13 protein-coding genes and 1 tRNA gene are annotated in these 25,013 nt (G+C 61.5%); 5 read left to right on the forward strand and 9 right to left on the reverse strand.

Translation table 11 applies throughout. The annotated features are described in order from the left end of the window. Positions 1-21 precede the first annotated feature (21 nt). The 7 genes from RHP72_RS18370 to RHP72_RS18400 all read right to left on the reverse strand — a co-directional run bounded on the left by RHP72_RS18370 (position 22) and on the right by RHP72_RS18400 (position 11,425). Positions 22-708 carry a hypothetical protein gene (locus RHP72_RS18370; RefSeq protein ID WP_007730934.1) on the reverse strand — a complete coding sequence of 229 codons (687 nt, stop codon included), beginning with the start codon at positions 706-708 and terminating at the stop codon, positions 22-24. Continuing rightward, positions 701-1,120, reverse strand: coding sequence for a thioesterase family protein (locus tag RHP72_RS18375; RefSeq protein ID WP_003944573.1), 420 nt, complete (start codon positions 1,118-1,120; stop codon positions 701-703). Before RHP72_RS18375 ends, RHP72_RS18370 begins: the two co-directional genes overlap by 8 nt. Next, the gene (locus RHP72_RS18380) at positions 1,117-5,964 is read right to left on the reverse strand and encodes an NAD-glutamate dehydrogenase (protein WP_311093666.1); all 4,848 of its coding nucleotides are present in this window, start codon (positions 5,962-5,964) and stop codon (positions 1,117-1,119) included. The genes RHP72_RS18375 and RHP72_RS18380 overlap by 4 nt, the downstream gene beginning before the upstream one ends. A 99-nt stretch (positions 5,965-6,063) precedes the next feature. Next, positions 6,064-6,483 (reverse strand): thioesterase family protein, encoded by a 420-nt coding sequence (locus tag RHP72_RS18385; RefSeq protein WP_003944475.1) that lies wholly within the window; start codon positions 6,481-6,483, stop codon positions 6,064-6,066. Positions 6,484-6,487: 4 nt separating this feature from the next. Continuing rightward, the gene (ettA, locus tag RHP72_RS18390; RefSeq protein WP_007730925.1) at positions 6,488-8,167 is read right to left on the reverse strand and encodes an energy-dependent translational throttle protein EttA; all 1,680 of its coding nucleotides are present in this window, start codon (positions 8,165-8,167) and stop codon (positions 6,488-6,490) included. Positions 8,168-8,333: 166 nt separating this feature from the next. Further along, positions 8,334-9,512: an acyl-CoA dehydrogenase family protein gene (locus tag RHP72_RS18395; RefSeq protein WP_211921292.1), complete on the reverse strand. Its 1,179-nt coding sequence runs from the start codon at positions 9,510-9,512 to the stop codon at positions 8,334-8,336. Positions 9,513-9,607: 95 nt separating this feature from the next. Further along, on the reverse strand, positions 9,608-11,425 hold the full coding sequence (locus tag RHP72_RS18400; protein ID WP_054801009.1) for an ABC transporter ATP-binding protein: 1,818 nt from the start codon (positions 11,423-11,425) through the stop codon (positions 9,608-9,610). Positions 11,426-11,531: 106 nt separating this feature from the next. Here RHP72_RS18400 and RHP72_RS18405 point away from each other — a divergent pair, with 106 nt between their 5' ends. Further along, a complete protein-coding gene (locus RHP72_RS18405) occupies positions 11,532-11,990 on the forward strand; it encodes a MarR family winged helix-turn-helix transcriptional regulator (RefSeq protein WP_003945320.1) in 459 nt (152 codons plus the stop codon). 4 nt (positions 11,991-11,994) lie between these two features. Here RHP72_RS18405 and ssb read toward each other — a convergent pair whose 3' ends face one another. Next, complete coding sequence (ssb, locus tag RHP72_RS18410) at positions 11,995-12,408, reverse strand: single-stranded DNA-binding protein (RefSeq protein WP_007733347.1); 414 nt, start codon at positions 12,406-12,408, stop codon at positions 11,995-11,997. Positions 12,409-12,590: 182 nt separating this feature from the next. After that, positions 12,591-14,726, reverse strand: coding sequence for a cytochrome c oxidase assembly protein (locus RHP72_RS18415; RefSeq protein ID WP_283377257.1), 2,136 nt, complete (start codon positions 14,724-14,726; stop codon positions 12,591-12,593). 97 nt (positions 14,727-14,823) lie between these two features. Between RHP72_RS18415 and RHP72_RS18420 the strand changes: the two genes are divergently transcribed. The 4 genes from RHP72_RS18420 to RHP72_RS18435 all read left to right on the forward strand — a co-directional run bounded on the left by RHP72_RS18420 (position 14,824) and on the right by RHP72_RS18435 (position 24,954). Continuing rightward, positions 14,824-14,896: transfer RNA gene (locus tag RHP72_RS18420), tRNA-Arg, on the forward strand. A gap of 927 nt (positions 14,897-15,823) precedes the next feature. After that, a complete protein-coding gene (locus RHP72_RS18425) occupies positions 15,824-16,582 on the forward strand; it encodes a hypothetical protein (protein ID WP_161120685.1) in 759 nt (252 codons plus the stop codon). Positions 16,583-18,441: 1,859 nt separating this feature from the next. Further along, positions 18,442-18,600, forward strand: a complete 159-nt coding sequence (locus RHP72_RS18430) for a hypothetical protein (protein WP_003945304.1) — start codon at positions 18,442-18,444, stop codon at positions 18,598-18,600. A gap of 1,749 nt (positions 18,601-20,349) precedes the next feature. After that, a complete protein-coding gene (locus tag RHP72_RS18435) occupies positions 20,350-24,954 on the forward strand; it encodes a DUF5979 domain-containing protein (protein ID WP_397517616.1) in 4,605 nt (1,534 codons plus the stop codon). Positions 24,955-25,013 lie beyond the last annotated feature (59 nt).

Raw genomic sequence — 25,013 nt, forward strand, 5'->3', positions numbered from 1 at the left:
ACGCACCCGCCACCTGAACTCCTATCGTGCGACCATCAGCGGTATCGAACCACCGCGGTGACGGTAGATCGAACCGAACCGTGCATCGAGCCGCACCCAGGATTTGCTCGCCCGCACCCGAACCAGTTCCGAGGCGTCGATCTGCTCGAGGTCGATGTCGGCGGTCATCGCCTCGGACCCGGCGTGCGGAACGAATCCCATTGCGGTCAAGGCAAAAATAACCCGCATCGAGATCCCGACCGTGCCGGACGGACCACTGACCTCGAGCACGTCCTGATCGAGCAACGACGCCGGCGGACCGTGACTACTTCCATGCTCCAGTGCCAAGGCGTTGCCCCGCTGCGCCAGTTCGATCAGCACCCGGGCGGGTACGTCGTCCAGGTGCTCGAAGCCGTCCATCGGCGGCAACGCCCCACGCCACGCCGAATCCATGGCGAACCCCGGATCGATCAGCTCACTTGTCGCCTGCTCCACCGCCGAGAGCAACTGATCGCCGGCAGCCGAGGTGTCGTCAGGGTTGATGGTGCCCGCCACGGTTCGCGTAGCGAGAGCGTCGAAACCCGTTGACGCCCAAACGCTCAGGTGAGCATCTCCGCGTCGACGCATCCGGATGACCGTGGACTCGTCCAAACGCAAGGCATGACCGATGAAGCCGGCCAAGTTCTTTCGCTCGGCCTCCTCGGGCACGGTCAGTACACGTTCATGCACGTTGCCAGCTCTCCAAGTACTCGCGCTCGGGCCCGCTGAGGCGACGCAAACGTTGAGTGTCGATATCGAAGGCCGCGATCTGAGTCGACGCCACGATGGACGGCGGGACACTGAGATCCGCACCGCGGGGGCGAACCTCGTACGCGATGGTGAAGTCCACCGCGCGCACCTTTTCCACCCACATGAAGACGTCGAGCGGCGAATCGTCGTGCCGCAGTTGGCCGCGGTACCGCACATGGAGATCGGCAATCACGGCCCCGTCGCGCAGGGTGACCGTCGGGCGCGAGTCTTCGAACAACCAAGGAATCCGCGCCTCTTCGAGCAACGTCACCATCCGTGCGTGGTTGATGTGCTGGAAGGCATCCATGTCGGACCACCGAACCACAACTTCGGCGTGGAATCCTTCGCTCAACGTCCTACCTCCGATCGGGTGCCCATGCTGCGCACCATGCTACGAACCTGACGCGCCGCCACCGAGAGCGTCGCGAGGTCAAGCGTCCCAGACTCGAAGATCTCGACGAGAGCTGCCCTCGCCCGGCTCAGACGCGAGGCATTGGTCGACTCCCATTCGTCGATCTTCTCCTGCGGCGACTCCCCCGGTTCGCCGCCGGCCAGAACCTCCATCGTCAGCTGCCGAAGCGAACTGTAGAGGTCGTCTCGCAACGCGAGCCTCGCGAGCGAGTGCCATCGATCGCCGCGCTCGAGTCCCGAGACCGCGCTCAGCAACCAGTCGATTCCCAGATGCGCGTCCAAGGCGTAGTACAGCTCCGCAACTTCGGCGATGTCGTGATCTGCGATGTCGGCGATATCCGCGATGTCGAGCAGGCAGTAGACATCCAGCAGTCGGAACACGTCCAGCGCCAACGCTTCCGGAGCCCCGCGATCGATCACCGATTGAGCCCGCACCAGCAGATCGTCGAGTTGATGGCCCGCAAGCAGCCCCGGGACCAGAGGTGCCGTAGCCCGATACGCCGCCGAGTAACGCGCAACCTCGGCACCGACGGCGATCGGCTGGGGCCGATTGGCCAGGAACCACCGCGACGCGCGGTCGAGCAAGCGGCACGACTCAACGATCAACTCGTTTTCGATCTCTGCACTGACGCCCGCCGAGCGGATTCGCGACCACACCTCGTCGAGCGCAAACACCTCTCGCACAGCGGCGTAGGCACGGATCGAGTCCGTACTGCTCGCTCCGGTCTCCTCGGCCAAGCGGTAGGCGTACGTGATTCCGCCGTTGTCGATCACTTCGTTCACGAGCATCGTCGCGACGATCTGCCGCCGCAACGGGTGTGCCTTGATCTCCGTTTCGAACCGATCGCGAACAGCGGTCGGGAAGTACTGCGGGATCTGCTGGGCGAAGAAATCGTTGTCCGGCAACTCGGTTGCGAGCAGATCGTCCTTGAGTGAAAGCTTCACGTGCGCCGTCAGCGTCGCCAATTCCGGCGACGTCAGACCCACACCGGCCTCGAGTCGACGCTCGATCTCCTTGTCGGTCGGCAACGCCTCGAGTTTGCGGTCAAGGCCACGTGCCTTGGTCAGATCCGTCAACTGACGGCGGTGAACACCGAGCATCTGAGAAGCGGTCACGCGGGAGATTCCGAGCAGCGCGTTCTGAGCAATGTTGTCCGCCAACACCAGCGCCGCCACGTCGTCGGTCATCGACGCCAGCAACGGATTCCGTTCCTGCGTGGGCAGTAACTGCGAACGCACGAGCGAATCGAGAAGAATCTTGATGTTCACTTCGTGATCGGAGCAGTCGACGCCGGCCGAGTTGTCGATGGCGTCGGTGTTGATGTGACCGCCGCTGGCGCTGAACTCGATTCTTCCCAGAGCAGTGACGCCGAGGTTGCCGCCCTCCCCGATCACCTTGACCCGCAGATCTTGACCGTCGACACGCACGGCGTCGTTGCTCTTGTCGCCAACCTGCGCATTGGTCTCGGTCGACGCTTTGACGTATGTACCGATTCCGCCGTTCCACAGCAGATCCACCGGTGCCGACAGAATCGCCTGCATCAATTCCGGCGGCGAGAGCTTCGTGACCCCCTCGGCCAGACCCAGTGCGATCCGGACGCTTTCGGCGATCGGAACCGACTTGACCGTGCGGTCCCATACGCCGCCACCTTCACTGATCAGGCTCTTGTCGTAGTCGGCCCATGACGACCGTGGCAACTCGAAAAGTCGTTGACGTTCGACGAACGAGCTCGCTGCATCCGGGTTCGGATCGAGGAAGATGTGTCGATGATCGAACGCGCCCACCAGACGGATGTGCCGACTGAGGAGCATTCCGTTGCCGAACACGTCTCCGCTCATGTCGCCGACGCCTACCGTCGTGAAATCCTGCGTCTGCGTGTCGACCCCGAGTTCGCGGAAGTGCCGCTTGACGCTTTCCCAGGCGCCGCGAGCGGTGATACCCATGCCCTTGTGGTCGTATCCCACGGAGCCACCGGAGGCAAACGCGTCGCCGAGCCAGAAGTCGTACTTGGCGGCAACCGAATTGGCGAGATCCGAGAACGTCGCCGTGCCCTTGTCCGCGGCGACCACCAGGTAGCGATCCTGATCGTCCTTGCACACCACTCGATCCGGCGTCACAACTTCGCCGGTAGCCGCGTGCACGTTGTCGGTGATGTCGAGCAATCCGGAGATGAACGTGGTGTAGCAGGCCTTGCCGGTTTCCAGCGTCGCCATTCGATCAACGGCCGGATCACCCGTCGGCAGGGGCGGATTCTTCACGACGAAGCCGCCCTTGGCGCCGACCGGCACGATCACCGCGTTCTTGACGGCCTGAGCCTTCACCAAGCCGAGCACCTCGGTGCGGAAATCTTCGCGCCGGTCGGACCAACGGAGCCCGCCGCGCGCGACTGCGCCGAATCGCAGGTGGACGCCTTCGACCTCGGGTGAGTACACGTAGATCTCGAAAGCCGGCCGCGGCTTGGGCAACTCGCTGATCCGTGAGGGATCGAGCTTGACCGACAGGTAGTCGCGAGAGCGGCCATCGGCGTCGACGACGTAGAAATTGGTACGCAAGGTCGCCTTCACCAAGGAGAACATTCCACGCAGAATGCGATCGGCATCCAAGCTGAGTACCTCGTCGATGGACGCACGCAACTGCTCGTCCAATTCGGCGACTCGGATGTCGTCCTGCTTCTCGGGGTCGAACATGGCCTCGAACAACTGCACCAATGCAAACGCGGTCTGCGGGTGTGTAAGCGCGATTCCTTCGATGTGGAACTGACTGTACGGAAATGTGGCCTGGCGCAGATACTTTGCGTAAGCACGCAGCACCACGGCTTGCCGCCAGGACATTCCGGCCCGCAGCACCAACTCGTTGAATCGGTCAGCTTCTGCCCGGCCGAACCAGACTGCACCGAATGCAGCCGTGAATCGCTTCTGGACCTCGGTCAGCGGGGCGGAACTGGTCTCGAGCGGCACCTGCGCATCGAGGTCGATCTCGACCGACGCCCGAAGATCCGCCGGTACCGACAATCCGAAATCGTAGATCCAGCACTGAACGCCGTCGAGGCGCTGCACGACGTGCGGCCGCTCGTCGAGAACTTCGACGCCGAGTGACTGCAGCACCGGCAGCACCTGGCTCAACGAGATACCGTAGCCGCCGACGAAGAGCGTGAAGCGCCAGGCACCGGGCGCGGAGTCCACGGCACGATAGAGCAGCACGTCGATCGCGCCTGGCGCCAACGCCTCGAGCCTGGCGATGTCGGCCAGCGCACGTGACGGTTCGAAGTCCTCCTTGTATCCATCGGGAAGCACCCGCGAATACCGCTGCACCAGTTCCGGATCCACACCCGGACTTTCACGAACAAGGTCGTTGATGCGGTCGTCCCAGCTACGACTGACTTCGGTCAACAGAGCCTGAACTCGCTCGCGGTTGGCCTCGGAGACATCCAGATGAACCGGCTCACTGTCCGGATCGCGCCGGATCGTCACGTGCAACAGCGCAAGATCGTTCTCGGTAACCCGGGCGGTGTAATCGACTGTGCCTGGTCCGAATTCGCGCCACAACAGGTTTTGCATCGCAAGTCGCACCCGCGTCGTGTACCGGTCGCGGGGTAGATACACCAAGCAGGATACGAACCGTCCGAACGTGTCCTCGCGGACAAAGAGTCGCACCTGTCGACGCAGCCCGATGCTGTGCACGGCGTGCACAGTCTCGAACAAGGTCTCGGCGTCGCTCGAGAACAACTCGGTGCGTGGGAACGACTGGACGACCTCGAGCATCGCCTGACCGGAGTACGAATGCAGGTCGACACCGGCACGCGCGATGACCTCGCGGACGCGGCGCTCGATCAGAGGAATCGCGAGGACGTTCTCGTGGAGTGCGACCACGGTGAACACACCCAGGAATCTGTGTTCCCCCACGATGTTTCCCTCGTCGTCGAGGATCGAGACACCCACGAAGTACGGGTAGACAGCGCGGTGCACCGTGGCGGGGAACGATCCCTGCGTCAGGACCAGAAGCGGTCGATCCGGGAGATCTGCGACGGGAGGCAAACTCATCGGGCCTTCGGTGACCGCGTCGGAGCGCAGCACGCCGAGTCCACTGCCGGCTACCGTGCGTGAACCGTCCTTCGTGCCCTCGAACCGCCGGTATCCGAGCACGGCATAGTTTCCGTCCGCCATCCACCGCAGCAGCCGGGCGGTGTCGGAGAATTCTTCGGGGGTGATCCTCCCGGAGGCAGTTTCTGCGGCACTCTCCAACTCGTCGGCAACGCGCAGTTGCAATGCCTTCATGTCCGGGGTGTCACCAACCACCTGGCGGACGTCCGCGAGCACCTTGCCGAGGTGTGCTTCGATCGCGTCGAGAGCGGAATCCTCGACTTCGGAGTCCAACTGGACGTGCATCCAGGATTCTTGGATACCGCTGTCGCCCAAGGACATCAGATTGCCCGAGTCATCGCGTTCAACCGTCAGGATCGGATGGGCGAATTGACTGATTCCCACACCTTGTCGGTTGAGCATCGCGGTAACGGACTCGACGAGCAACGACATGTCGTCGGTGACGATCTGGACGGCAGCGCCGAGACCCTCGGATCCTGACGGGCGGTACACACGCCATACGGCCGTGCCCGGGGTCCGCTGCCTCCCGAGCGCAAGATGCGCGAGCAGGACTCGATCCGATCGACCGTTGATGACGTCGTCGCTGTCACCCTCGTCGATATGCGTGAAAAAGGCCTCGCGAAGACGCGTCAACAACGTCGCTTCGTCGAGGCCTGTGCCCTGCTGCCGTACACGGTCTGTCATTCCTGGCTCACATCCTTGTGGGTTCTGATCGCCGCGACCAATCTCTGACTCGAGACTAGCCGCGGCAACCAGTACCTAGGGTGAACTGAGAAACGAAATCTACGATGTCGTCATCTGAACAAGCGATGCTTCGAGCACCGCGCGTTCGCTGTCCGCCAGCGGTCTGGACTTTTCGGACACCGTGTCGAATCCGACCATCAACGCGTCGCCGAAAGCGCATTCGACACCCGCGTTGTCACGGATGACGTGCCGAACCGTGAACGAGGAAGTCCCGACGTGAGTCGTGAAGATCTCCACGTTCAAGGGACCGGACCGATCGGTGACCGGCTTGAGGAACTCGACGGTCATCTTTCGAACCACGAGGTATCCCGGCCGGCCGCCGAGCGGCGCCAGTTTCGCTTCCAGGAACTGGATGCGCGCTTCCTGCATGTACTCGACGTAACGCGTGTTGTTGACGTGACCCAACCGGTCGGAATCGCCCCACCGGACCTGGATCTGCGCCGTGTATACGTCGGACACCGGATCAGTCCCTGGTGAGCTTGCGGTGAGTCACGCGGTGCGGGCGTGCGGCGTCGGGGCCGAGTCGCTCGACCTTGTTCGCCTCGTAGCCCTCGAAGTTGCCCTCGTACCAGTACCAAGCTGCCTCGTTGTCGCCGAAGCCACCTTCCCACGCGAGGATGTGGGTACAGGTCCGGTCCAGGAACCAGCGATCGTGCGAGATCACGACGGCGCAGCCGGGGAACTCTTCGAGAGCGTTCTCCAGCGAGCCGAGGGTTTCGACGTCGAGGTCGTTGGTGGGCTCATCGAGCAGGATCAGGTTGCCGCCCTGCTTGAGCGTCATCGCCAGGTTCAGGCGGTTGCGCTCACCACCGGAGAGGACGCCGGCCGGCTTCTGCTGATCGTGGCCCTTGAAACCGAACGAGCTGATGTACGCGCGCGAGGGGAACTCAGTCTGGCCGACGACGATGAAATCGAGCCCGTCGGACACGGTCTCCCAGACCGTCTTCTTGGGGTCGATTCCGGAACGGTTCTGGTCGACGTAGCTCAGCTTGACCGTCTGACCGATCTTGACCTCACCGGCGTCAGGCTCCTCGAGACCGACGATGGTCTTGAACAGCGTCGTCTTACCGACGCCGTTGGGGCCGATGACGCCGACAATTCCGTTGCGCGGCAACGTGAACGAGAGATCCTTGATCAGAACGCGACCGTCGAAGCCCTTGTCGAGGTTCGAGACCTCCACGACCACGTCACCCAGGCGCGGCGGTGCCGGGATCTGGATCTCGTCGAAGTCGAGCTTGCGCGTCTTCTCTGCTTCGTTCGCCATTTCCTCGTAGCGATCGAGACGAGCCTTGTTCTTGGCCTGGCGGGCCTTGGCGCCGGAACGAACCCATGCGAGCTCGTCCTTGAGGCGCTTCTGCAGCTTCTGATCCTTCTTGCCGGCAACTTCGAGGCGTGCAGCCTTCTGCTCCAGGTAGGTGGAGTAGTTGCCCTCGTACGGGTACAGGCGTCCGCGGTCGACTTCACAGATCCACTGCGCGACGTGATCGAGGAAGTAACGATCGTGAGTCACGGCGAGGATTGCGCCGGGGTAAGCAGCGAGGTGCTGCTCGAGCCACAGGACAGATTCGGCGTCGAGGTGGTTGGTGGGCTCATCGAGGAGCAGCAGGTCGGGCTTGCTCAGCAGCAGCTTGCAGAGCGCAACGCGTCGCTTCTCACCACCGGAGAGGTGGGTGACCATCTCTTCCGGCGGGGGGCAGCGCAGGGCGTCCATAGCCTGCTCGAGCTGCGAGTCGATCTCCCACGCATCTGCGTGATCGAGCTTCTCCTGCAGCTCGCCCATCTCTTCCATGAGCTCGTCGGAGTAATCCGTGGCCATCAGCTCGGCGATCTCGTTGTACCGCTTGAGCTGGACCATCGTCTCTCCGAGACCGTCCTCGACGTTCTCGCGAACAGTCTTGGTCTCGTCGAGCTCCGGCTCCTGCATGAGGATGCCGACGGTCGCGCCCGGAGCCAGGAATGCCTCGCCGTTGCCCGGCTGGTCCAGTCCGGCCATGATCTTGAGGATGCTGGATTTACCAGCGCCGTTCGGTCCGACGACACCGATCTTCGCGCCGGGGTAAAAGCTCATCGTGACGTCATCGAGGATGACCTTGTCACCGTGCGCCTTGCGCACCTTCTTCATCGTGTAAATGAACTCAGCCATGACCGCCAGCCTATCGGTGTTTGCCCTATAACCCACATTGCGCGTTGGCCGTCACTCCGATGCGGGTTCTGCGGACAGTCCGAGGTCATCGACCAGATTCACCGACATGCTCATCGACCCCCACGAAAACCGCGATGGGGACACCTCCGGGTGTCCCCAGGACGGCTCAGATCATTGCCCTGTGGATGCCCTTCGGCTCGCCACCGAGCTGCGAGAGCGTCGACGCATGGAAAATGGAGCCAGGTACGTGGATCGCATGTGCCAAACCGGCATGAGCATCACGCCAGAACCGCTGCATCGGCGTGTTCAACTGCAAAGCCCCACCACCGGAACGAGCAAAGATCTCGTCCACCGCCCGCACCGCCCGCCACGCCGCAGCAGTCTGCGTACGCCGACCGATCGCACGAAGCTCGAACGAAACTTCCTGCCCCTTCTCCGTCATGTCCCAGAAACGATCCACCGTCTCCAAGATCGCAGCCCGAGAAGCAGCGATCTCGGCCGCCGCCTCACCGATCGCGAACAGCACGTACGGATCTTCCTTGATCGGAACACCACTGACCGTCACCCGCTCACGCTGCGCCGCCATGTTGCACGCCAACGCACCTTCGGCGATACCGATCAACGACGAGGTGATCCCCAACGGGAAAATGCACGAGAACGGGAACTTGTACAACGTCTCCGTACGACCCGCTTCCTTCCACGCCGTCCCGTCGAAAACCTTTCCGGCGTCGATCGTGCGGTACGTCGGCAAGAACGCATCCTTGACGATCAGATCCTTCGACCCCGTACCGCGCAGACCCACGACATTCCAGCTGTCCTGGTCGATGTCGTAATCCGAACGCGGCAACAACACGTGCAGAATCTTCGGCGGCATCAACGGCTTACCGGACTCGTCACCGACCATCGCACCGATCATGATCCAGTCACAGTGATCGGTGCCGGAGGAGAACGACCAACGACCGTTGAGGATGTACCCACCCTCGACCGGCCTCGCCACACCCATCGGCGCATACGGCGACGCCATCCACGTATCAGGATCGGTTCCCCACACCTCTTCCTGAGCCTTGCGGTCGAAGAACGCAAGCTCCCACGGATGCACACCGACGATGCCGCTGACCCAGCCCGTGGCACCATCCATCGCACCGATAGCCATTGCCGTCTCGGCGAATTCACGCGGATGCGCCTCGAGGCCACCGAACTCCTTCGGCTGCAACATCCGGATGACGCCGGAGTCGCGCAAACGCTTCGCGCTGCCGTCCGTCAAGCGCATCAGCTTGTCGCCCTCGACCCCGTCAGCGCGGATCTCGTCGGCGAACTGTGAGATGTTGTCCAGAACCTGACCCATGATCTTTCCGCCTCCACTGATAGTCGATCAACGACCATTAAAGTAGAACACGTTCTAGAAACTTGCGGAAGTGAAATGGCCGACATTTCTTACACTCACACGGTCTGCAGTTCCGACGGGAGTTCGACGGCGTCGCTACCCGAGGCCGCAAGCAACTGTGCGTATCGCCCACCTTGTTGCACAAGTTCGTCGTGGGTGCCCTTTTCCACAACCACGCCCTGGTCGAGGACCGCGATGAGATCCGCATCTCGAACCGTGGAGAGTCGGTGCGCTACAACAAGAGTGGTGCGTCCGACCATCAGCTCGTCGAGCGCGTCCTGCAACGCACGTTCAGTGCGATTGTCCAAGGCGCTCGTCGCCTCGTCGAGGACGAGGATCGGCGGATTCCGCAGGACTGTGCGCGCGATCGCTATGCGCTGTTTCTCACCGCCGGAGAATCGGTAGCCGCGCTCGCCGACCATGGTGTCGTACCCGTCGTCGAGACCGGAAATGAACTCGTGGATCTGCGCGATGCGCGCTGCCTGCTCGATCTCGGCGTCCGTGGCGTCGGGTTTCGCGAACCGAAGGTTCTCACGAATCGTCGTGTGGAAGAGATACGTCTCCTGCGACACCACACCTACCAGGTCGGAGACCGTCGCCAGATCGAGGTCCCGCAGATCGACGTCGTCGATTCTCACCGATCCCGCAGTCGGGTCGTACAGACGTGCGGCCAAGTATCCGAGAGTGGTCTTGCCCGAACCCGTGGAGCCGACAAGCGCCAAGGTTCCGCCGGCCGGGACCGTGAGGTCGATGTTGTCGAGGGTCTTGCTGTCGGTTCCTGGATACGAGAAGTCGACGTGGTCGAACCGAAGTTCGCCGGACATCTTGGTGCGGTCGAAGCTCTTCGACTCTTCCGGATCCGCGATGTCGATCGGCAGATCCAGGTACTCGAACACGCGACTGAACAGTGCCATCGAGCTCTGCACCTCGACGCCCGTGTTGAGCAGCATCATGGTGGGGCGGAACAATTGTGTTTGCAGCGTGGTGAATGCGACGAGGGTGCCGACGGTGATGGTGTTGCCGTGATCGAGAGTGAAACCGGCAAACCAGTAGACCAGTGCAGGCATGGCTGCGAAGGTGATCGACATGGTCGCCATGCGCCACTTGCCGGCCATCATGGCTCGGAGTTCGACGTCTGCGACTTCCGCTGAACGCTCGGTGAATCGATCCGTCAGAGCCGACTTCGCGCCGGTCGTCTTGCCGAGGAGAATGCCACTGACGGAGAGAGATTCCTCCACCTGGACCGACAGATCACTGAGTAGCTTCTGCCGCTTACCAGAGATCTTGCGGCGCTCGTCACCGATCTTGCGTGCGATACGGATGAACACCGGCAAGATCGCCAGCGAGAAGATGGCAAGCCGCCAATCCAGAAGGAACAGAGCAACAATGGTGGCTGCCACGGTCGTTGCATTCTGCGCGATGGACGTTGCCGTGTTGGTGACCACCGACTGCATACCGCCGATGTCGTTGGCAATACGCGACTGAACTTCTCCGGTTCGGGTTCGAGCGAAGAATCCGAGCGACTGATTCTGCAGATGCGAGTAGACCCGCACGCGCAGTTGGTGCATCAGTTTCTGGCCGATGCTGTTGGACATCCATGTCTGGGCCACGCCGAGACAGCTCGTGATCACGGCAATGGCGATCATGCCGATGGCCAGAACGCTCACGAGTCCGAGGTTCTTGTCCGGGATCGCCTTGTCGAGCATTTCGCGTAGGAGCAGCGGGCTGCCCAGCGCCACGATCGCGCTGAGTGTGATGACCGCGGTGACGATGGCGATCTGAGTTCGATACGGCGCGAACAGTCCGAGTACGCGCTTTGCCGGTACGGATTCCGCCGGAGTGATCTCGACAGCGGATCGTTCGATGTTTCGCATGTGATCTGGTTTCACGTTCTACCTCCTGGAGGCTTTCTCACCCTAGTTTCATATTGATGAGGTTACCTCACTATGAGGCTGACACCAACAACGCTAGACTGACGCCATGCATTCCCGAGAGCGCGAACTCACCGACGTCGTGATGTCCGTGGCACGGCTCATCCGCCGACGTCAGGTGGCAGCGCTGGAACCATTCGGTCTCTCGCCGTCGCAAAGCCGAGCGCTGCGAGTACTGACCCGAGTGGGCGAGCCGGTTCGACTCGGGTTTCTTGCCGAGCGATTGCGCATCGTTCCGCGGTCGGCGACCGACGTCGTGGATTCCCTCGAAGAGGCCGGATGGGTGCGCCGCACTCCCGATCCGAACGATCGGCGAGCCGTGTTACTCGAGCTCACCGACGCCGGCGCTACCCTCGCTGCCGACGTCGCAAAAGCTCAACGACGCGAATCTTCGGATGTGTTCGACGACCTCGACGAATCGGAGCGAGCAACTCTCACCGAACTTCTCGAGCGAGTGGACGCGGGGCACGACTCGCGGCCCCGCGACTGCCCGAAACCTTCGGTCTGATTCCTCACGCAGCGACGGTGTCGACTGCGTCCTCGACATTCTCCGCCGACGTCGGCTTGCTCTGACGCTCGATCTTCGAGATGCAACGAGCAAGGTCCGCGCCTACCGCAGTCGCCCGTAGCTCGAGATCGGAACGAGGCACACCCTCTTTGGTCGTGTACTCGTTGGTGCGCAACTCCCCCGCCACCATGACCGGATCACCCTTCATGATGGATGCGCCGACGCCGGTGACCAACCGCCGCCAGCAGCTGACCGTGAGATAGAGGGTCGCTCCGTCCGTCCACTCTCCGGTCACCGCGTCTTTGCGACGCGTGTTGCTCGCCATCCGAAAGCTCAGCACCTCTTCGCCATTGGTGGTCTGCCGCTTCACCGGATTGGTGATGACGGTTCCGACAACCGTTGCATGCGTTTCGTACATGTCCGATCCCCCTTCGAACTCCAGAACCCGCCAACTGCCGCGGGGCCGATCACTGCGTCGGCAGTTTCGATTGTGGAACGACAAACGCGTGGCTCGGGATCTTCGATTTCCACCTGTGCATCGGTGGAACAGCTGTGGAGAAACAGCACTGCCCGAGCCAAACGGCCCGGGCAGTGTCGGAGCTAAGTGCTAGTGGAGGATTCGTCGGATTTCTTCTCGCTGGGTGTCTCGTCCGCAGAGTCCTCGCTTGCAGTCTCCGCGTCAGCAGCCTCACGGGGTTTCCACCCTTCGCGGTCTCGCCTGGCCAATTCGGCGAACATCGCGTTGTGCGCGGCGAGGTCGGCGTCGTGGTCGCGCTCGGCCGCACGGTCGGTTCGGCGCGCTGTCCTGCCATCGCTGCGCGACCACTGAACCAGTAGCGCGAGCATGACCACCATGAGCGGGATCTCGCCGGTCGCCCACGCGATGCTGCCGCCCAGCTGCTGATCGCCGATCAGGTCGTTGTTCCAGCCGAGGCCGAGCGAACGGAAGTACGCGCCGCCCATGACGGCGGTGGTGCTCATCAATGCCACGCCGAAGAAGGCGTGGAACGGAAGTGAGCCGAAGACCATTGCCAGCTTGGTCACTGGCTGCAATTGACGTGGTGACGGGTCGATTCCGATCGCCACCCAATAGAAGAGATAGCCGCTGAGGATGAAGTGCAGGTTCATCAGCAGGTGAGCGCTGTGCGAGTCGACCGTCGCACCGTAGATTCCGCCGAGATACAGCGCGTAGAAACCGCCGACGAAGAGAACTGCCGCCACGATCGGGTGGGTGATGAATCGCGAGAACGGGCTGTGCAGAGCGGTCAGAATCCACTCGCGAATGCCGGGCACGCCGTCCTTGCCTGCCGGATCCAGGGCCCGCAGAGCCAAAGTGATCGGCGCACCCAGAACCAGCAGGACTGGGCCCAACATCGACAGCGCCATGTGCGCACCCATGTGAACGCTGAATACTGCCGGCGCGTACTTGCCGACGCCCGAAGACGTGGCGATCAAGAGCACCGCACAACCGCTCATCCAGGCGATGGTTCGGCCGACAGGCCAGGAATCCCCACGCTTGGCCAGCTTGCGCAGGCCGATTCCGTACAGAATCGCCGCGGCGATCGCGGCGGTGCCGAACATAAGGTCGAATCGCCAGTCCGTCACGAAGGCCATGAACGACGGCGGGTCCGGAAGGTTGTAACCGAGTTCGACCTCGGGGATCGAGGGAATCGACAGCGGCGGGGGCGGCGGGGTACGACCGAGGCCGATCGCGAGACCGATGGTTGCCGCCATCACGATGCCTTCAGCGCCGGCAAATCGAACCAGGGCAGAGCGACTCTTGGGGTTCTCCGCCAGCGCCGGTAGCGCCCGACTCCGCTGAGCCCAACCGAAGAACCCGAGGATGATCAGTGCAACGGTTTTCGCGACGATCAATCGTCCATACGTCGTGGTGAATACGTCGTCGAGAGGCAGACGGACAATCGCATTGATGACGCCGCTGAATCCCATGACGACGAAGCAGATGGATGCGACCGTCGAAAAGCGTCGGGCTGCTACGTCGGTGTAATCGCCGCCGCGGCGCGCGTGTGCCAGTAGCGCGAACAACCCGCCGGCCCAGAGCGAAGCCGCCACGAGGTGCAGGATCAGACTATTGGTAGCGATGTCATGCGAGCCGCCCGAAGACGAGTGACCGGTGAGAGCAAGCGGCATCAGTCCGAGGAGACCGACCAGCAGCAGGAGCGGAGTCCACCACCAGCGCAGTGTCAGTCGGGCCAGGATCGCCAGAACAACCGCGATGATCGCCGTCCAACGCCAAGCGCCGGCGATCTCGACCTGATCGAGTCCCGACCACAGGTTCGCCGGTTTGATCGCTTCGGCAAACGGCTGACCCGACGTGTCAGAGAGCGTCAGAGGCACCATCATGAACGAACAGATCGCCCACACGATCGCGGCGTGCGATGCAGTTCGGACTGCCCGATAGCCGTCGACGTCGAGGACACCCGACTTCTGCGGCGGCACGAAGAACGCGGCCAGCAGCAGTGACCCGATCGCAATAACCGCGGCGATCTCCCCCAGTGCCCGCATCGCGGGCAGGCCGTACGTGGTGATCGGGCCTGGATCCGGGATACCCAGAAGAGTCAGTGCCTGCGACGCGGAGAATCCCACCACGATGGCTGCGGTGAGCCCTGCGATGAGTCCACTGACCACGAATATCGCGGTCGAAGAAGCGGGTGCACCGCTGTGCTGTGTGGACTCCGGTGGGGAATCTGTCGGCGCGAGGTCGGGTGTAGCCATACCTCAAGGGTAGGACCTTCGCGAACCGACTACGACAACGCGTCGGAGTTGGGCGGCGCGCGTCACATCCCGAACCCTCGAGTATGATGTTCCACGCGCCTCCGTAGCTCAGGGGATAGAGCAAGAGCCTTCTAATCTCTTGGTCGCAGGTTCGAATCCTGCCGGGGGCACTTTTGTATCGTTTTCCCAGGAACGAATACCCTCTACACCTGCACGTACGAAGCCATGACCGACGCGGCATTCCTGCGTTATCCCACTCAATCCCGGCCAAAGTGTTGAGTAAGTGTTGTTGTGCGGTTCTCAGGTGAGTCCAGTGGATACACCATAAGTTGGGCGCCGAATCCCGGCTTGTCATCGACAATCTTGCTGTCCAGCGGCGGAGCGAATTGGTACGGAAGACGAGTTCTGGAAAGCCCTGCAATGCTTCTGTCACACCCGGAACTCCAAAGGGAACCAGGCTATTTGGGCCCACATCAGTAATGGGCCTCTCAGATTCAAGCTCGGGCGCCAGCACGTCTGGCGCAAGAGTGTCGTACTCGCGTGGGCGCCGAACAGGAACCCCCGTGGTGTCAAGCGCGGCACCCGACCCTCCCCTGAAGTTTGGGCGCAGCGTTCGTTCGAATGGTGGAACTCTGTACGATCCGCACGCTAATCGGTAGATCGCGAATTACTTTCGTTGAGTCGGACGCTGCGGTGGCCGATCAAACGCACGTCGCGATTCGTCATTTCGCCCTGCATTGATCCACCGGCCTCGACCTGGCCGGTCGCCCAGTGGGTCATCCTGGGTGCACGTGTTCCCGACAGCTCAGGTGCGCCGACCTGCCGGTGTGCACGCGGGGGCCACCCCGGCAGGCGACCCCACTACAAGGGGCAGCCACAAGGCAGCTCGTTCTCACTCGCTGAGAAATCACAAGTGCCGATTCACACAAACCTTGATCGTAATTCGCGCGGGAAACCGAAATACGTTACTTGCCAGCCTTTTTCCTTGGACAACCTTGGGCAATCGTTCCCCATCCTCAACATTCACAAACCGAACAGTCTGTGCTAATTTTTACAGACCTTCACCCCCGTTTTACCCTCCGAGAGGTTCATCACGCATGTCTAAAGCCACCCGCCGCGCCGGAATCGTTGCCGCACTTGTCGGCTCCGCTGCATTGATTGCACCGGCTTTCGCGGGCGCAGCACCCACTGGTTCACTCGGTTCCGCAGAGCCGGAAGCGGGCTTCACCTGCTCCACAACGTCTACCGAAACCACCGCGAACGGCTGGGGAATCCCGTTCACCGACGAGAAGGACCAGATCGCCTCCTACGCGGCCGATAATGTCTTCGACAAGGACGGCTCACTCAAACTCGAAGTCACCGACGTCAACGACCGCTCGGTGTCGTACCACGCGGCTGGAAGCATCAAGCTCGCCGACGCGGCTGCCAAGGAAATCGGGTTCTCCGAGCGCGCCGTAACCACCAGCGCCGCGTTCCAGCTGCGTTTGACCGGTACCACGAATCCGAAAGACAACGGTTTCACCACTCTGGTGTGGGTGCCGAGCCAGAACGACGCACCTGTCACGGACATTGCGGTCAAGCACGAGAACATCCAGGACGGACTCTGGTGGAGCACCCGTACCATCGGCGGTGCAGTAAAGGGCGAGCCCACCTCACTCGATGCCATCGTGGCAGCCAACCCCGGCGCGAAGGTCGAGCACTACGGTGTGAGCGTCGGCACCGGCTCGGCGGCCTCGAGCGTCTTCGTCGACGCGGTGAAGTTCAACGGCTGCACCACCAACTTCGCCAAGAAGGATCCGAAGCCCGAGACAGGCACCGGTTCACTCGGTTCACTCGGCGACATCTTCGGCAGCTAGCAGCAACAGTTCTACTGCGGATGACGAAAGCCCCCCACCCTCATTGCGAGGTTGGGGGGCTTCCCTATCGAGACATCGCAAGGAAAGACAGGACTTTCGTCGCACAATCCGCGCACCAAAATCCATAGGCCAACACACCGGTTTACCGGACAATGAAACGATGGCTCACCTTGCGCAGGACCGTGTCGATGCTTGAACCTGAAACAGTAGACACCGCGATCCTCGCCATCTTCATCGGAACGGCCATTTCGGCAGTCACTGCGAGCGTCATGCCATGGGCATTCGGAAGGGTGCCACGAACCAAGTCGACGACATATGACAATTACCGACGAGTTTTCGGATTGCTTGCCGCCGTGCCTATGCCGTGGTTTCGCTCCGCGTTCTGCGCAGCATCAGTACCTGGAATATTTCTGATTCCGATAAAGCCCCTGAATGGATGGCCCCGATGGAGTAAGGCGCTCATTGGGGCGGCCATCGGGGCTGCATCTATGATCGCCGTCAGCGCTTTCCTTCAAGGAGTGCCGCTTCCCGTGACAGCGGTCGTATCGCTTCTCGCTGCGGCACTGTTCGCATCATCGGCGGTTAAGTTGACGGCCGGCGAACGAGATGCAGGGCAATTGATCGCTTGGACCGCTGCTGGCCATGCCTTGTTTTTCATCTTGATCGGCACTAGCAATACATCAGACTCATTTGAACACTTGTGGAAGTATGGGATCGCCACACCCGTGACGATAATTCTGATTTACATGGCCGTGTCGACTGGTAAAACATGGGTGTCAGTTGTACTGCTCGCAACCCTGGGCGTCACCAGCATGTCTCTAGGGTTCCGGTCCCACGCACTCGTCTGCCTGATTTCTGTGGTCATGCTGATAGCGAAGGGTCCATCAAGCCGTCCCAGATGGGCTAAGATTGGGGTCGCACTAGTCGGCATCTATGCTTTGGCGGTGCTCCTGCCGAATGCTATTTCGTCTGGCACTTTCGGAGCTGACGTACAGGCTCGGACCATTGCTCAGGAACAAGTTTCCGACGCGCCATCCTTTCTCGCAGGCCGGGTCGAGCCCCCATTCTCAATCGCGGCCATCTCAGAGAAGCCGCTAATAGGGTGGGGCAATCTGAACAAGATTGACCGCGCCACCGAAGCGTCGGGCGTCCAAATCGCCAAAGACCTCGGAATGGCAAACCCCGACTCGTACCGAAAGATCTGGATTCGAGACGGGGGGCAAGTCTCCCTGCATTCGGTATTCTTCGAATCGTGGGCCGCTGGTGGAATCTTGGCCGCCGGATTCCCTGCCTTGCTAATCTTCCTATTTTCCGCTGCAGCCATCCGAGCGCGAGGGCAATACGCCGCGTTGGTGATCCTCGTGTCGATACAAGGCCTTTGGGATGTAGTATTTTCACCCTGGGGCTACAACCGCCCAATCCTTTTCGCGACCTCGGCAGTGCTCGCGTGTTGGTCCATCGCGGAGCACCGCCGAGTGAAGAGTAAGCCTCAGCCATATCCTTCGTCGGACGCGGGCCCTAGCCATTTGGTTGGGGATTTCGCACAGAATCCCACGTAGGAGAATCTTGCGTCACCGCGACTCTCCGACATGTCGCCAGTCATGGCACACTGCACGGTCGAAATCGGTCTAGATTGCGGCGCCCGCTGCACCACAGCCCGCCAGTTCGCGAGAGGTGTCTTGTCGGTGCTGTGGTGCACTTAGTTGTGTGGCCGCAGGTTCGAATCCTGCCGGGGCACCACAAGATTTGCATCACGAATAGTCACGCTGCGTGGATAAAGCGATCTCTCTTCAGACCGATCCGATCCGGACCGAAACCTAGCCCACAAATTGCGTACCGTCCGCAGTAATCTGCCTCGCATGAAGAAGGCGCTTCCGAAGACCCTGAAGTCACTCGCCCGGACCGTTGGAATCCTGGCACTCGCGATCGTCGTTGTATCCGTCGTCGAGCGGTTCACCGGCGCACACCAACCGACTACCGGTCCCGCCTCGTTGACCGGACCCGACCAATCGTTGTAGCCCTTCCCTGCGACTCGTTGTAGCCCTTCCCTGCGACAAGGTCGTCTCACGAAGTTCTACGACGACGAGTCGGTAGGCAAGAGTCCACCAATGGCGGCTGAGTCGCATGCAACACGCTGCGCGGAGCGGCCGCGACTGTCACAGAATCTCTGCGCTCCGGATCCCAAGGCGTCACAGCAGCCGGGGCAGTCAAACCTTGCGGGCAGCCGCGGGTGTAGCGCCATTGACACAAGCTGCGTCAGAATGGTTGCGCGAGAACTCGATTCGAAGGTCCGATTTCGCGAAGTGTCCAGAGAGCTGCGAAAAGTACCGGCTGAGGGACCTCGCGGCCACTCGGTGCGGTTGCTCGGATGTGGCGACTGCACGCCGATCGAACCGGTCGCATCCACCGTCAGCAACTACGCAACGACCGTCACCATTTGACTCCGGGCATCGAAAGCGCTTGAAAAGTAAGCCAGTTCATCGTGCCGAGGCGCGCGAGAACGACCTGAACTTGCGAGGTCTCGAGATCTTCGAAGAAGCCTCCGACGTGGCATTTTCCGAGATCCACACACATCCCAGACAGTGCCTCATCCGTGCGCACAAGAGCGTCGCCCAAAGTCGCTGCGGCGCGTGATCAGCTGGACTGACGTAACCGTACCGAAGGCCTTCTACGAAAAGCTGGGCGATTCTTCGTCTCGAAATGCCATGTCGGCCCCCGAAGCATTATCGACAGTTAACTGAGGCCGGAATCCAATCTGCTAAGAAAAACGAATCTAATGTGACCCCTATCTCTGGATCATTTCAGAACAGGGGTTTCGATGACCCGCGACTGAATTCACCCCCTAATTCACCCTCCTCCTATACACAGAAAAATGATTTGCATTTATGTCGAGCGTGTGTACACAGATAATTCGCTCCACACCTTGTCGTTCCGACAGCAAATAAGGGGCAGTGAACTGCATAAAGGCTCATTCGGTACAGCAGCGCCGACTCGGCTCGGCCGCTCACCGATTGTCGACAAGTGCCAAGGCAGGCATGCAACTGATGGTCGAGATCGAATTGTGATGAACCAGCCAGTTAACTTGAAAGAAATCAACGGAAGATAGATATACCCAGGTAAGCGCAGTTTTTCTTGCATGGACGCACGTCCATGGCGTGTCCAGCTATGCGATTTGCTCGTGTTAGATTCCTGATTGCGCATCGCCCGGTTTGCGCCTTCTGCGTTGTTTGCGCGGAATTTGCATCTTCTCGCGAACGGCCCCGCGCACATTTCTTTACGTTGTGCCAAAGAAAGGAATTTCATGAAAACCGTCACGGCAGCGAAGCACGTAGCACGAAGACTCCCCCCTCGGAGCCATCGCACTGTTGCTTTTGCTATCCGGGATGGTGCTCATGCTCGAACTGCAATGAATCGCGCAGGAAAGATCCTCGGCCGCAGCCTTTAGTACCTCGAAGGTCGTCGCGTTAGGTAATACCGGCGGTCGATTTTTCTTGGAATTTCCTGGCCTACCCAGAGCCGGCCGTCGGTCTGCGCTGGCGCCAACCAGGTCCGATTACCAACTGTTCGGCTCCGCAGTAGGTCGCCTGAGAATCACCAACGCTCGCAACCAGGCTCCAGAGCGGCTCAAAGGTCCCGTTTCCCTATTCGACGGCCCCGGAAACGGGGCCTAAATCATGTGTTCTGAACGAAAGGTGTTCGTCATGCGTAACCGTGTCTTCCCACGCCGTGCCGGGGAGGGGGTGGTGTCTCGGTGGGCAGCTTTGGGGATGATCGTTGCGGTCCTGGCGCTGGTCGTATCGTCGTTCTCTTTCGTCCAGGTTGCCTCGGCCGATGACGTCGGGACCTCGACCACCATAGTTCCGACCACAATAGTTCCGACCACACCGAAGCCGCCCGCGACTACGACGGAGGCGCCACTGAAGACGACGGCACCGCCTACTTCCACGTCGGAGTCACCCACTTCTGCGAAACCGCCGATCACGACGGCGTCCTCGTCGACGACTCCTGTGGCGGCGCAGCGACTGGCCGCACGCGGAGTCAATCCCGGCATCGATGTGAAAATCACCGACATCCAGGTCGAAGGAAAGAACGACCAGCAGATCACGGTCGGGGACTCCGTCACGGTGAAGGGCATTTGGGACGCGTCAAGCGCGAGTCCGCAGCCGGGCGACCAGTTCACCATTGAATTCCCTGGCGAGCTGAAGCTTCAGTCCAACCCGACGATCGCGCTGGAGGGCGACGATGGGACGGTTTGGGGCACATGCGATCTGGCTGCTTCCACCAATCTCATGACCTGCGTGCTCTCCGACGCTGTGGCGGATCGGCCGGACGAGGTGAAGGGCGATTTCTTCGTCTACACGAAGGCAGTCGAGTACACCACGTCAGAGACTGTGGATTTCACGATCAACAACAAGGTCACGCAGGTCGACCTGCCCGGCACGGGCGGCATCACCGACGGCCGCGTAATCGGCGAGTCGACGAAGTCCGGCAAACTCCAGGACAACAAGCAGTCAGTGCGGTGGACCATCGACATCCCCGGCGCAGATCTGGCCAAGTTGGACACAGGCAACACCGGTTCGGTGACCCTGAGCGACGAGCTCTCCGACAACATGAAGGTGTGTGCGGGCAGCCTGCTCAACGCGAAGCTGTGGTCCGGTCGCCCGGGCGATCTCAAAGAGACCCCTGGCGGCGTCACCGTCACCCAACCCGACGCGGGTGATCAGGTCACGATCAACATCAACAACGGCGGGCCCTTCGAGGGCAGCAAGCTCTACCGCATCGAGTACACCTCATGCACGACCAGCGGCGTTGTGGATCTCAAGGGGACTCAGTACACCAACTCCGTGACGATCGGTGACAACACGGTGGCTTCGGATGGCGTGGGACAGGACTACGCGCCGCAGACCGAGCCCTGGAAGGGCGGCTACCTCGACGGTGGTAAGCGCAATATGGAAGCCGTCTGGACGATTGTGGTTCCGGGCACCGACATTGCCGCCAACAACCACAAGATCGACATCACCGACACCTTCGGCGGCCCCCATGCGGTCTGTGCCTCGGGCGTGCAGGTAGTCATCGAGAAGTCTGACTACCTCCCAGGGCGGGAGAACGAACCCAACTACCGCACTCCTGCCGCAGGATTCACCATTGCTCCCATCGGCGCAGTAGCCGGCGCGAGTACCTTCACCGCGGCGATCACTGTGGATAACCCGGACACATTCAACGAAGAACAGTATTACTACTTCACGTACCGGACCTGCCTGACCACCACCGAGGTGCCGGACTCCGAGGACCATCTCACCAACTCGGCGGTCGTCAACAAGACGTCGATCACGGGAAAGACTGAGGGACCTGGGTTCACGAGCGGCAAGAACGGCGCGATCAACACCACGTCGCAGACGATCGGCGGTGTGGAGCAGCCGGCAGGCACCACCCTCAATTGGACCGTGGAAATCTCCGGACACGATCTCGAGGGCCTTACGGAACCGGCGGTCATCAACGACAGGTTCTCACCGAACATGACGGTGTGTGAAATCGGCGGCGATCTCAAGAGCAACCTCAATCTCAAGGTCGTCGCGCAAGACTTCTTCGACGGCAACAAGAAACGCGATATAACCGACGCCACCTCGGTGGCGCGCGCCGACGGCGGTTTCGATCTCACCCTCCCTCGGGACGCGGACGGTTACAGCCGTCAGACGAAGTACCTCGTCAGCTACACCCTGTGCACCAGCAGCGGCGGACTGGACCAGCGCGACACGGAATACTCCAACACCCTCACCTATGCCGGCAAGCAGACGCTGTCGAAGAGCGTCAAGCAGGAATGGGGCGGCGGCGGCACCGGCCAAGGTGTGTCGCGGGGCTCGTTCTCGCTTCTGAAGGAGATCGCTCCCTTCTCCGAGAAATTCCCGGAAGACACCGAGTTCACTGTGAAAGTCGAGGAGTTCGCCCCCGGGCAAGATCCAGCGACCGACGCCCCGGTGAGCTCCTACGAGATCAAGGTGAAGGCTGACGGGACACCCGTCAGTGGGATCAACCCCCGCGGAACCGGCTGGCAGATCCGCCTGTCCGAGATCAACCTCCCGACCGTTGACGGTGTGTACTTCGAGAGAGGGACGTTCCGCCCGTCGGAGGGTGTGACGCTCAACGGGGACCGCACCGAGGCGCTGGTGACCATCACGCCGAAGAGCAATGTCGGTGTCACACTGCTCAACAAAGCGAGCCTGGGATCGGCGAGGATCACCAAATCCGTCATCGGTGACGGAGCGCGCACGGGGCTCGAGGCTTTCGTCGTCAACGCAGAGATCGCCTTTGGTGACGACGCCGCCGGCAACGAGCTGCGTCAATTCACCCTGAAGGACGGTCAGCACTACGACCTGGGCAAATTGCCCATCGGAGCGAAAGTCACCTTCACCGAGGTCCAACCGACGAACACCGACCTCGTGACGTGGTCGCTGCCGGTGATCAGCCCGAAGACGCTCACCATCGGCACCGACGCGTCGGCGAACACGGTCTCCGTCACCAACGAGGCCACGATCACGCAAGGCACCTTCGAAGTGAGCAAAAAGCTCACGGGCCCGAAGGCTTCCGACAAGGCCGTACCGGCCAGCTTCGACGTGATTGCCACCTGGCTCGATACGGACGACAACCCGCAGAGCAAGACGCTGTCTCTTCCGTCCGACGGCACCACGGTTCCGTTCGGCGAGAACCTGCCGGGCGGCACCGAAGTCACACTGACAGAGCTGGTTCCGGCAAACGGTGATGGTCTCGCCTATGGCGTGCCCGCATACTCCGGGAATGTCAGGATCAGTCCGGACAACGAGGCCGTGGTGACCATCGGCAAGGATCTGCGCAAGATCGAGGTGTCGAACTTCGTCGACGTCAACGACGGCACTCTGCGCATTGCAAAGCAGGTCGGCGGTGAGGCCGCCGAGGCCGTCGGCGACGACGTGGAGTTCACGGTCGAGGCGCGTTGGCGCGACGGTGTGGAGTACCGCACCCAGGTGCTGAGCGTCAAGCAGGGACAGACCACACCGCTCGGCGTCGACCTCCCTGTCGGCACCGAGGTGACCTTCACCGAGACCGGCCGTCCCGATGTCGACGGAGTCGAGTGGGGCACGATCTCCTGGGGCACCAGCCCGGAAGGCGAATCGTGGCTGCACTCGAACCTCGACGGCACCGCGACGGGCATAGTCTCCGACGACCCGACCGACGGTCGGCTGATCACGCTGTCGAACGAGGCGCTGTGGAAATTCGGATCGGTCGAATTCACGAAGTTCATCCTCGACGCTGACGGCAACCCCGTCCGCGCACCCGAGGCCGACCTGCCTGACAGCGCGACGTTCGAGGTCCGCATCGACGGAATCGATCCGGCACTCCCCGCTGGAACTGATTTCCCGGCAGTGGGCCAGAGCATCACCCTCGATGCCGGAAACGACTGGAGCTGGACGTCCGACGAGGTTGTGCCGCGGAACACCGTGATCACCTTCTCCGAGGTCGACCCCAAGCCACTGGCCGGTATCGACTGGGCGCGGCCGTACTACTACGTCTCCGCGGATGCCGGTGACGCCGATTACCGCGACACCGTCAAGGCGGTGGCCGGTGAGAAGGCTGTGGTGGAGATCCACAACCGCCCGATCCCGACCACCGAGGTGGATATCGACAAGATCGTGACCGGCCCCAAGGGCAGCCAGGTGGCCAAGGACGGATCCACGATCTTCCAGGTCACGGCTACGTGGACGGACATCGACAATGAGGCGCGGTCTTGTGTCCTCGATGTCAAGCCGGGCGCTTCGGTCACTCCGACCGCCCAGTGCGACGCAGCCGTCATCGACGGCCGAGTCCAGTTCCCGCTGAACACCGACATCACTTTCACAGAAACCGGTGCTCACACCGACGTCACCAACGTCAAGTGGGGTGACGTGATCTGGGGCGTCAAGGAAGGCAAGGCGGACGTCTCGACGATCGACGGCGAACCGACCGCAACTTCCGTCGAGCTCACCGGCGAAGCAAGCAAGTCGGTGGTTCTGGGACTCGAGAACAAAACCAGCAGCAATGGGCTGATCATCATCCCGATCCCGATCCCGCTGCCGCCGTGGGAAATCCCGACATGGCCGGGCTCTGAAGTACCCGGAGGACCAGGCACTGACGTGTCGACTCCCGGCAACAACGCTCCCGGCAACAACGGTGGTGGACACAACGGTGCTCCGGGCACACCTGCTCCGGGAAATCCTGCTCAGGCCAAACCGGACCAGTCCTCGTCCCTGCCGGTAACCGGCGCGAACGTCATCTGGCTCGCCGGTCTGGCGCTGGCACTGATCGGCGGTGGCGCATGGCTCACCCTGCGTAACCGCAAGCGTGGACCCGGCCAGGAGTAACTCCCAACCAGGAATACCGAAACAGGGCGGGTGCGACATACGCCTGGTCGCACCCGCCC

Source organism: Rhodococcus sp. SG20037, from assembly GCF_031763325.1.
Lineage (GTDB): Bacteria > Actinomycetota > Actinomycetes > Mycobacteriales > Mycobacteriaceae > Rhodococcus_F > Rhodococcus_F qingshengii.

Coding starts and splice junctions, on each gene's coding strand:
- RHP72_RS18380 (WP_311093666.1), bottom strand. CDS start 5,964: ATGACAGACCGTGTACGGCAGCAGGGCACAGGCCTCGACGAAGCGACG.
- ettA (WP_007730925.1), bottom strand. CDS start 8,167: ATGGCTGAGTTCATTTACACGATGAAGAAGGTGCGCAAGGCGCACGGT.
- RHP72_RS18395 (WP_211921292.1), bottom strand. CDS start 9,512: ATGGGTCAGGTTCTGGACAACATCTCACAGTTCGCCGACGAGATCCGC.
- RHP72_RS18400 (WP_054801009.1), bottom strand. CDS start 11,425: ATGCGAAACATCGAACGATCCGCTGTCGAGATCACTCCGGCGGAATCC.
- RHP72_RS18405 (WP_003945320.1), top strand. CDS start 11,532: ATGCATTCCCGAGAGCGCGAACTCACCGACGTCGTGATGTCCGTGGCA.
- ssb (WP_007733347.1), bottom strand. CDS start 12,408: ATGTACGAAACGCATGCAACGGTTGTCGGAACCGTCATCACCAATCCG.
- RHP72_RS18415 (WP_283377257.1), bottom strand. CDS start 14,726: ATGGCTACACCCGACCTCGCGCCGACAGATTCCCCACCGGAGTCCACA.
- RHP72_RS18425 (WP_161120685.1), top strand. CDS start 15,824: ATGTCTAAAGCCACCCGCCGCGCCGGAATCGTTGCCGCACTTGTCGGC.
- RHP72_RS18430 (WP_003945304.1), top strand. CDS start 18,442: ATGAAGAAGGCGCTTCCGAAGACCCTGAAGTCACTCGCCCGGACCGTT.
- RHP72_RS18435 (WP_397517616.1), top strand. CDS start 20,350: ATGATCGTTGCGGTCCTGGCGCTGGTCGTATCGTCGTTCTCTTTCGTC.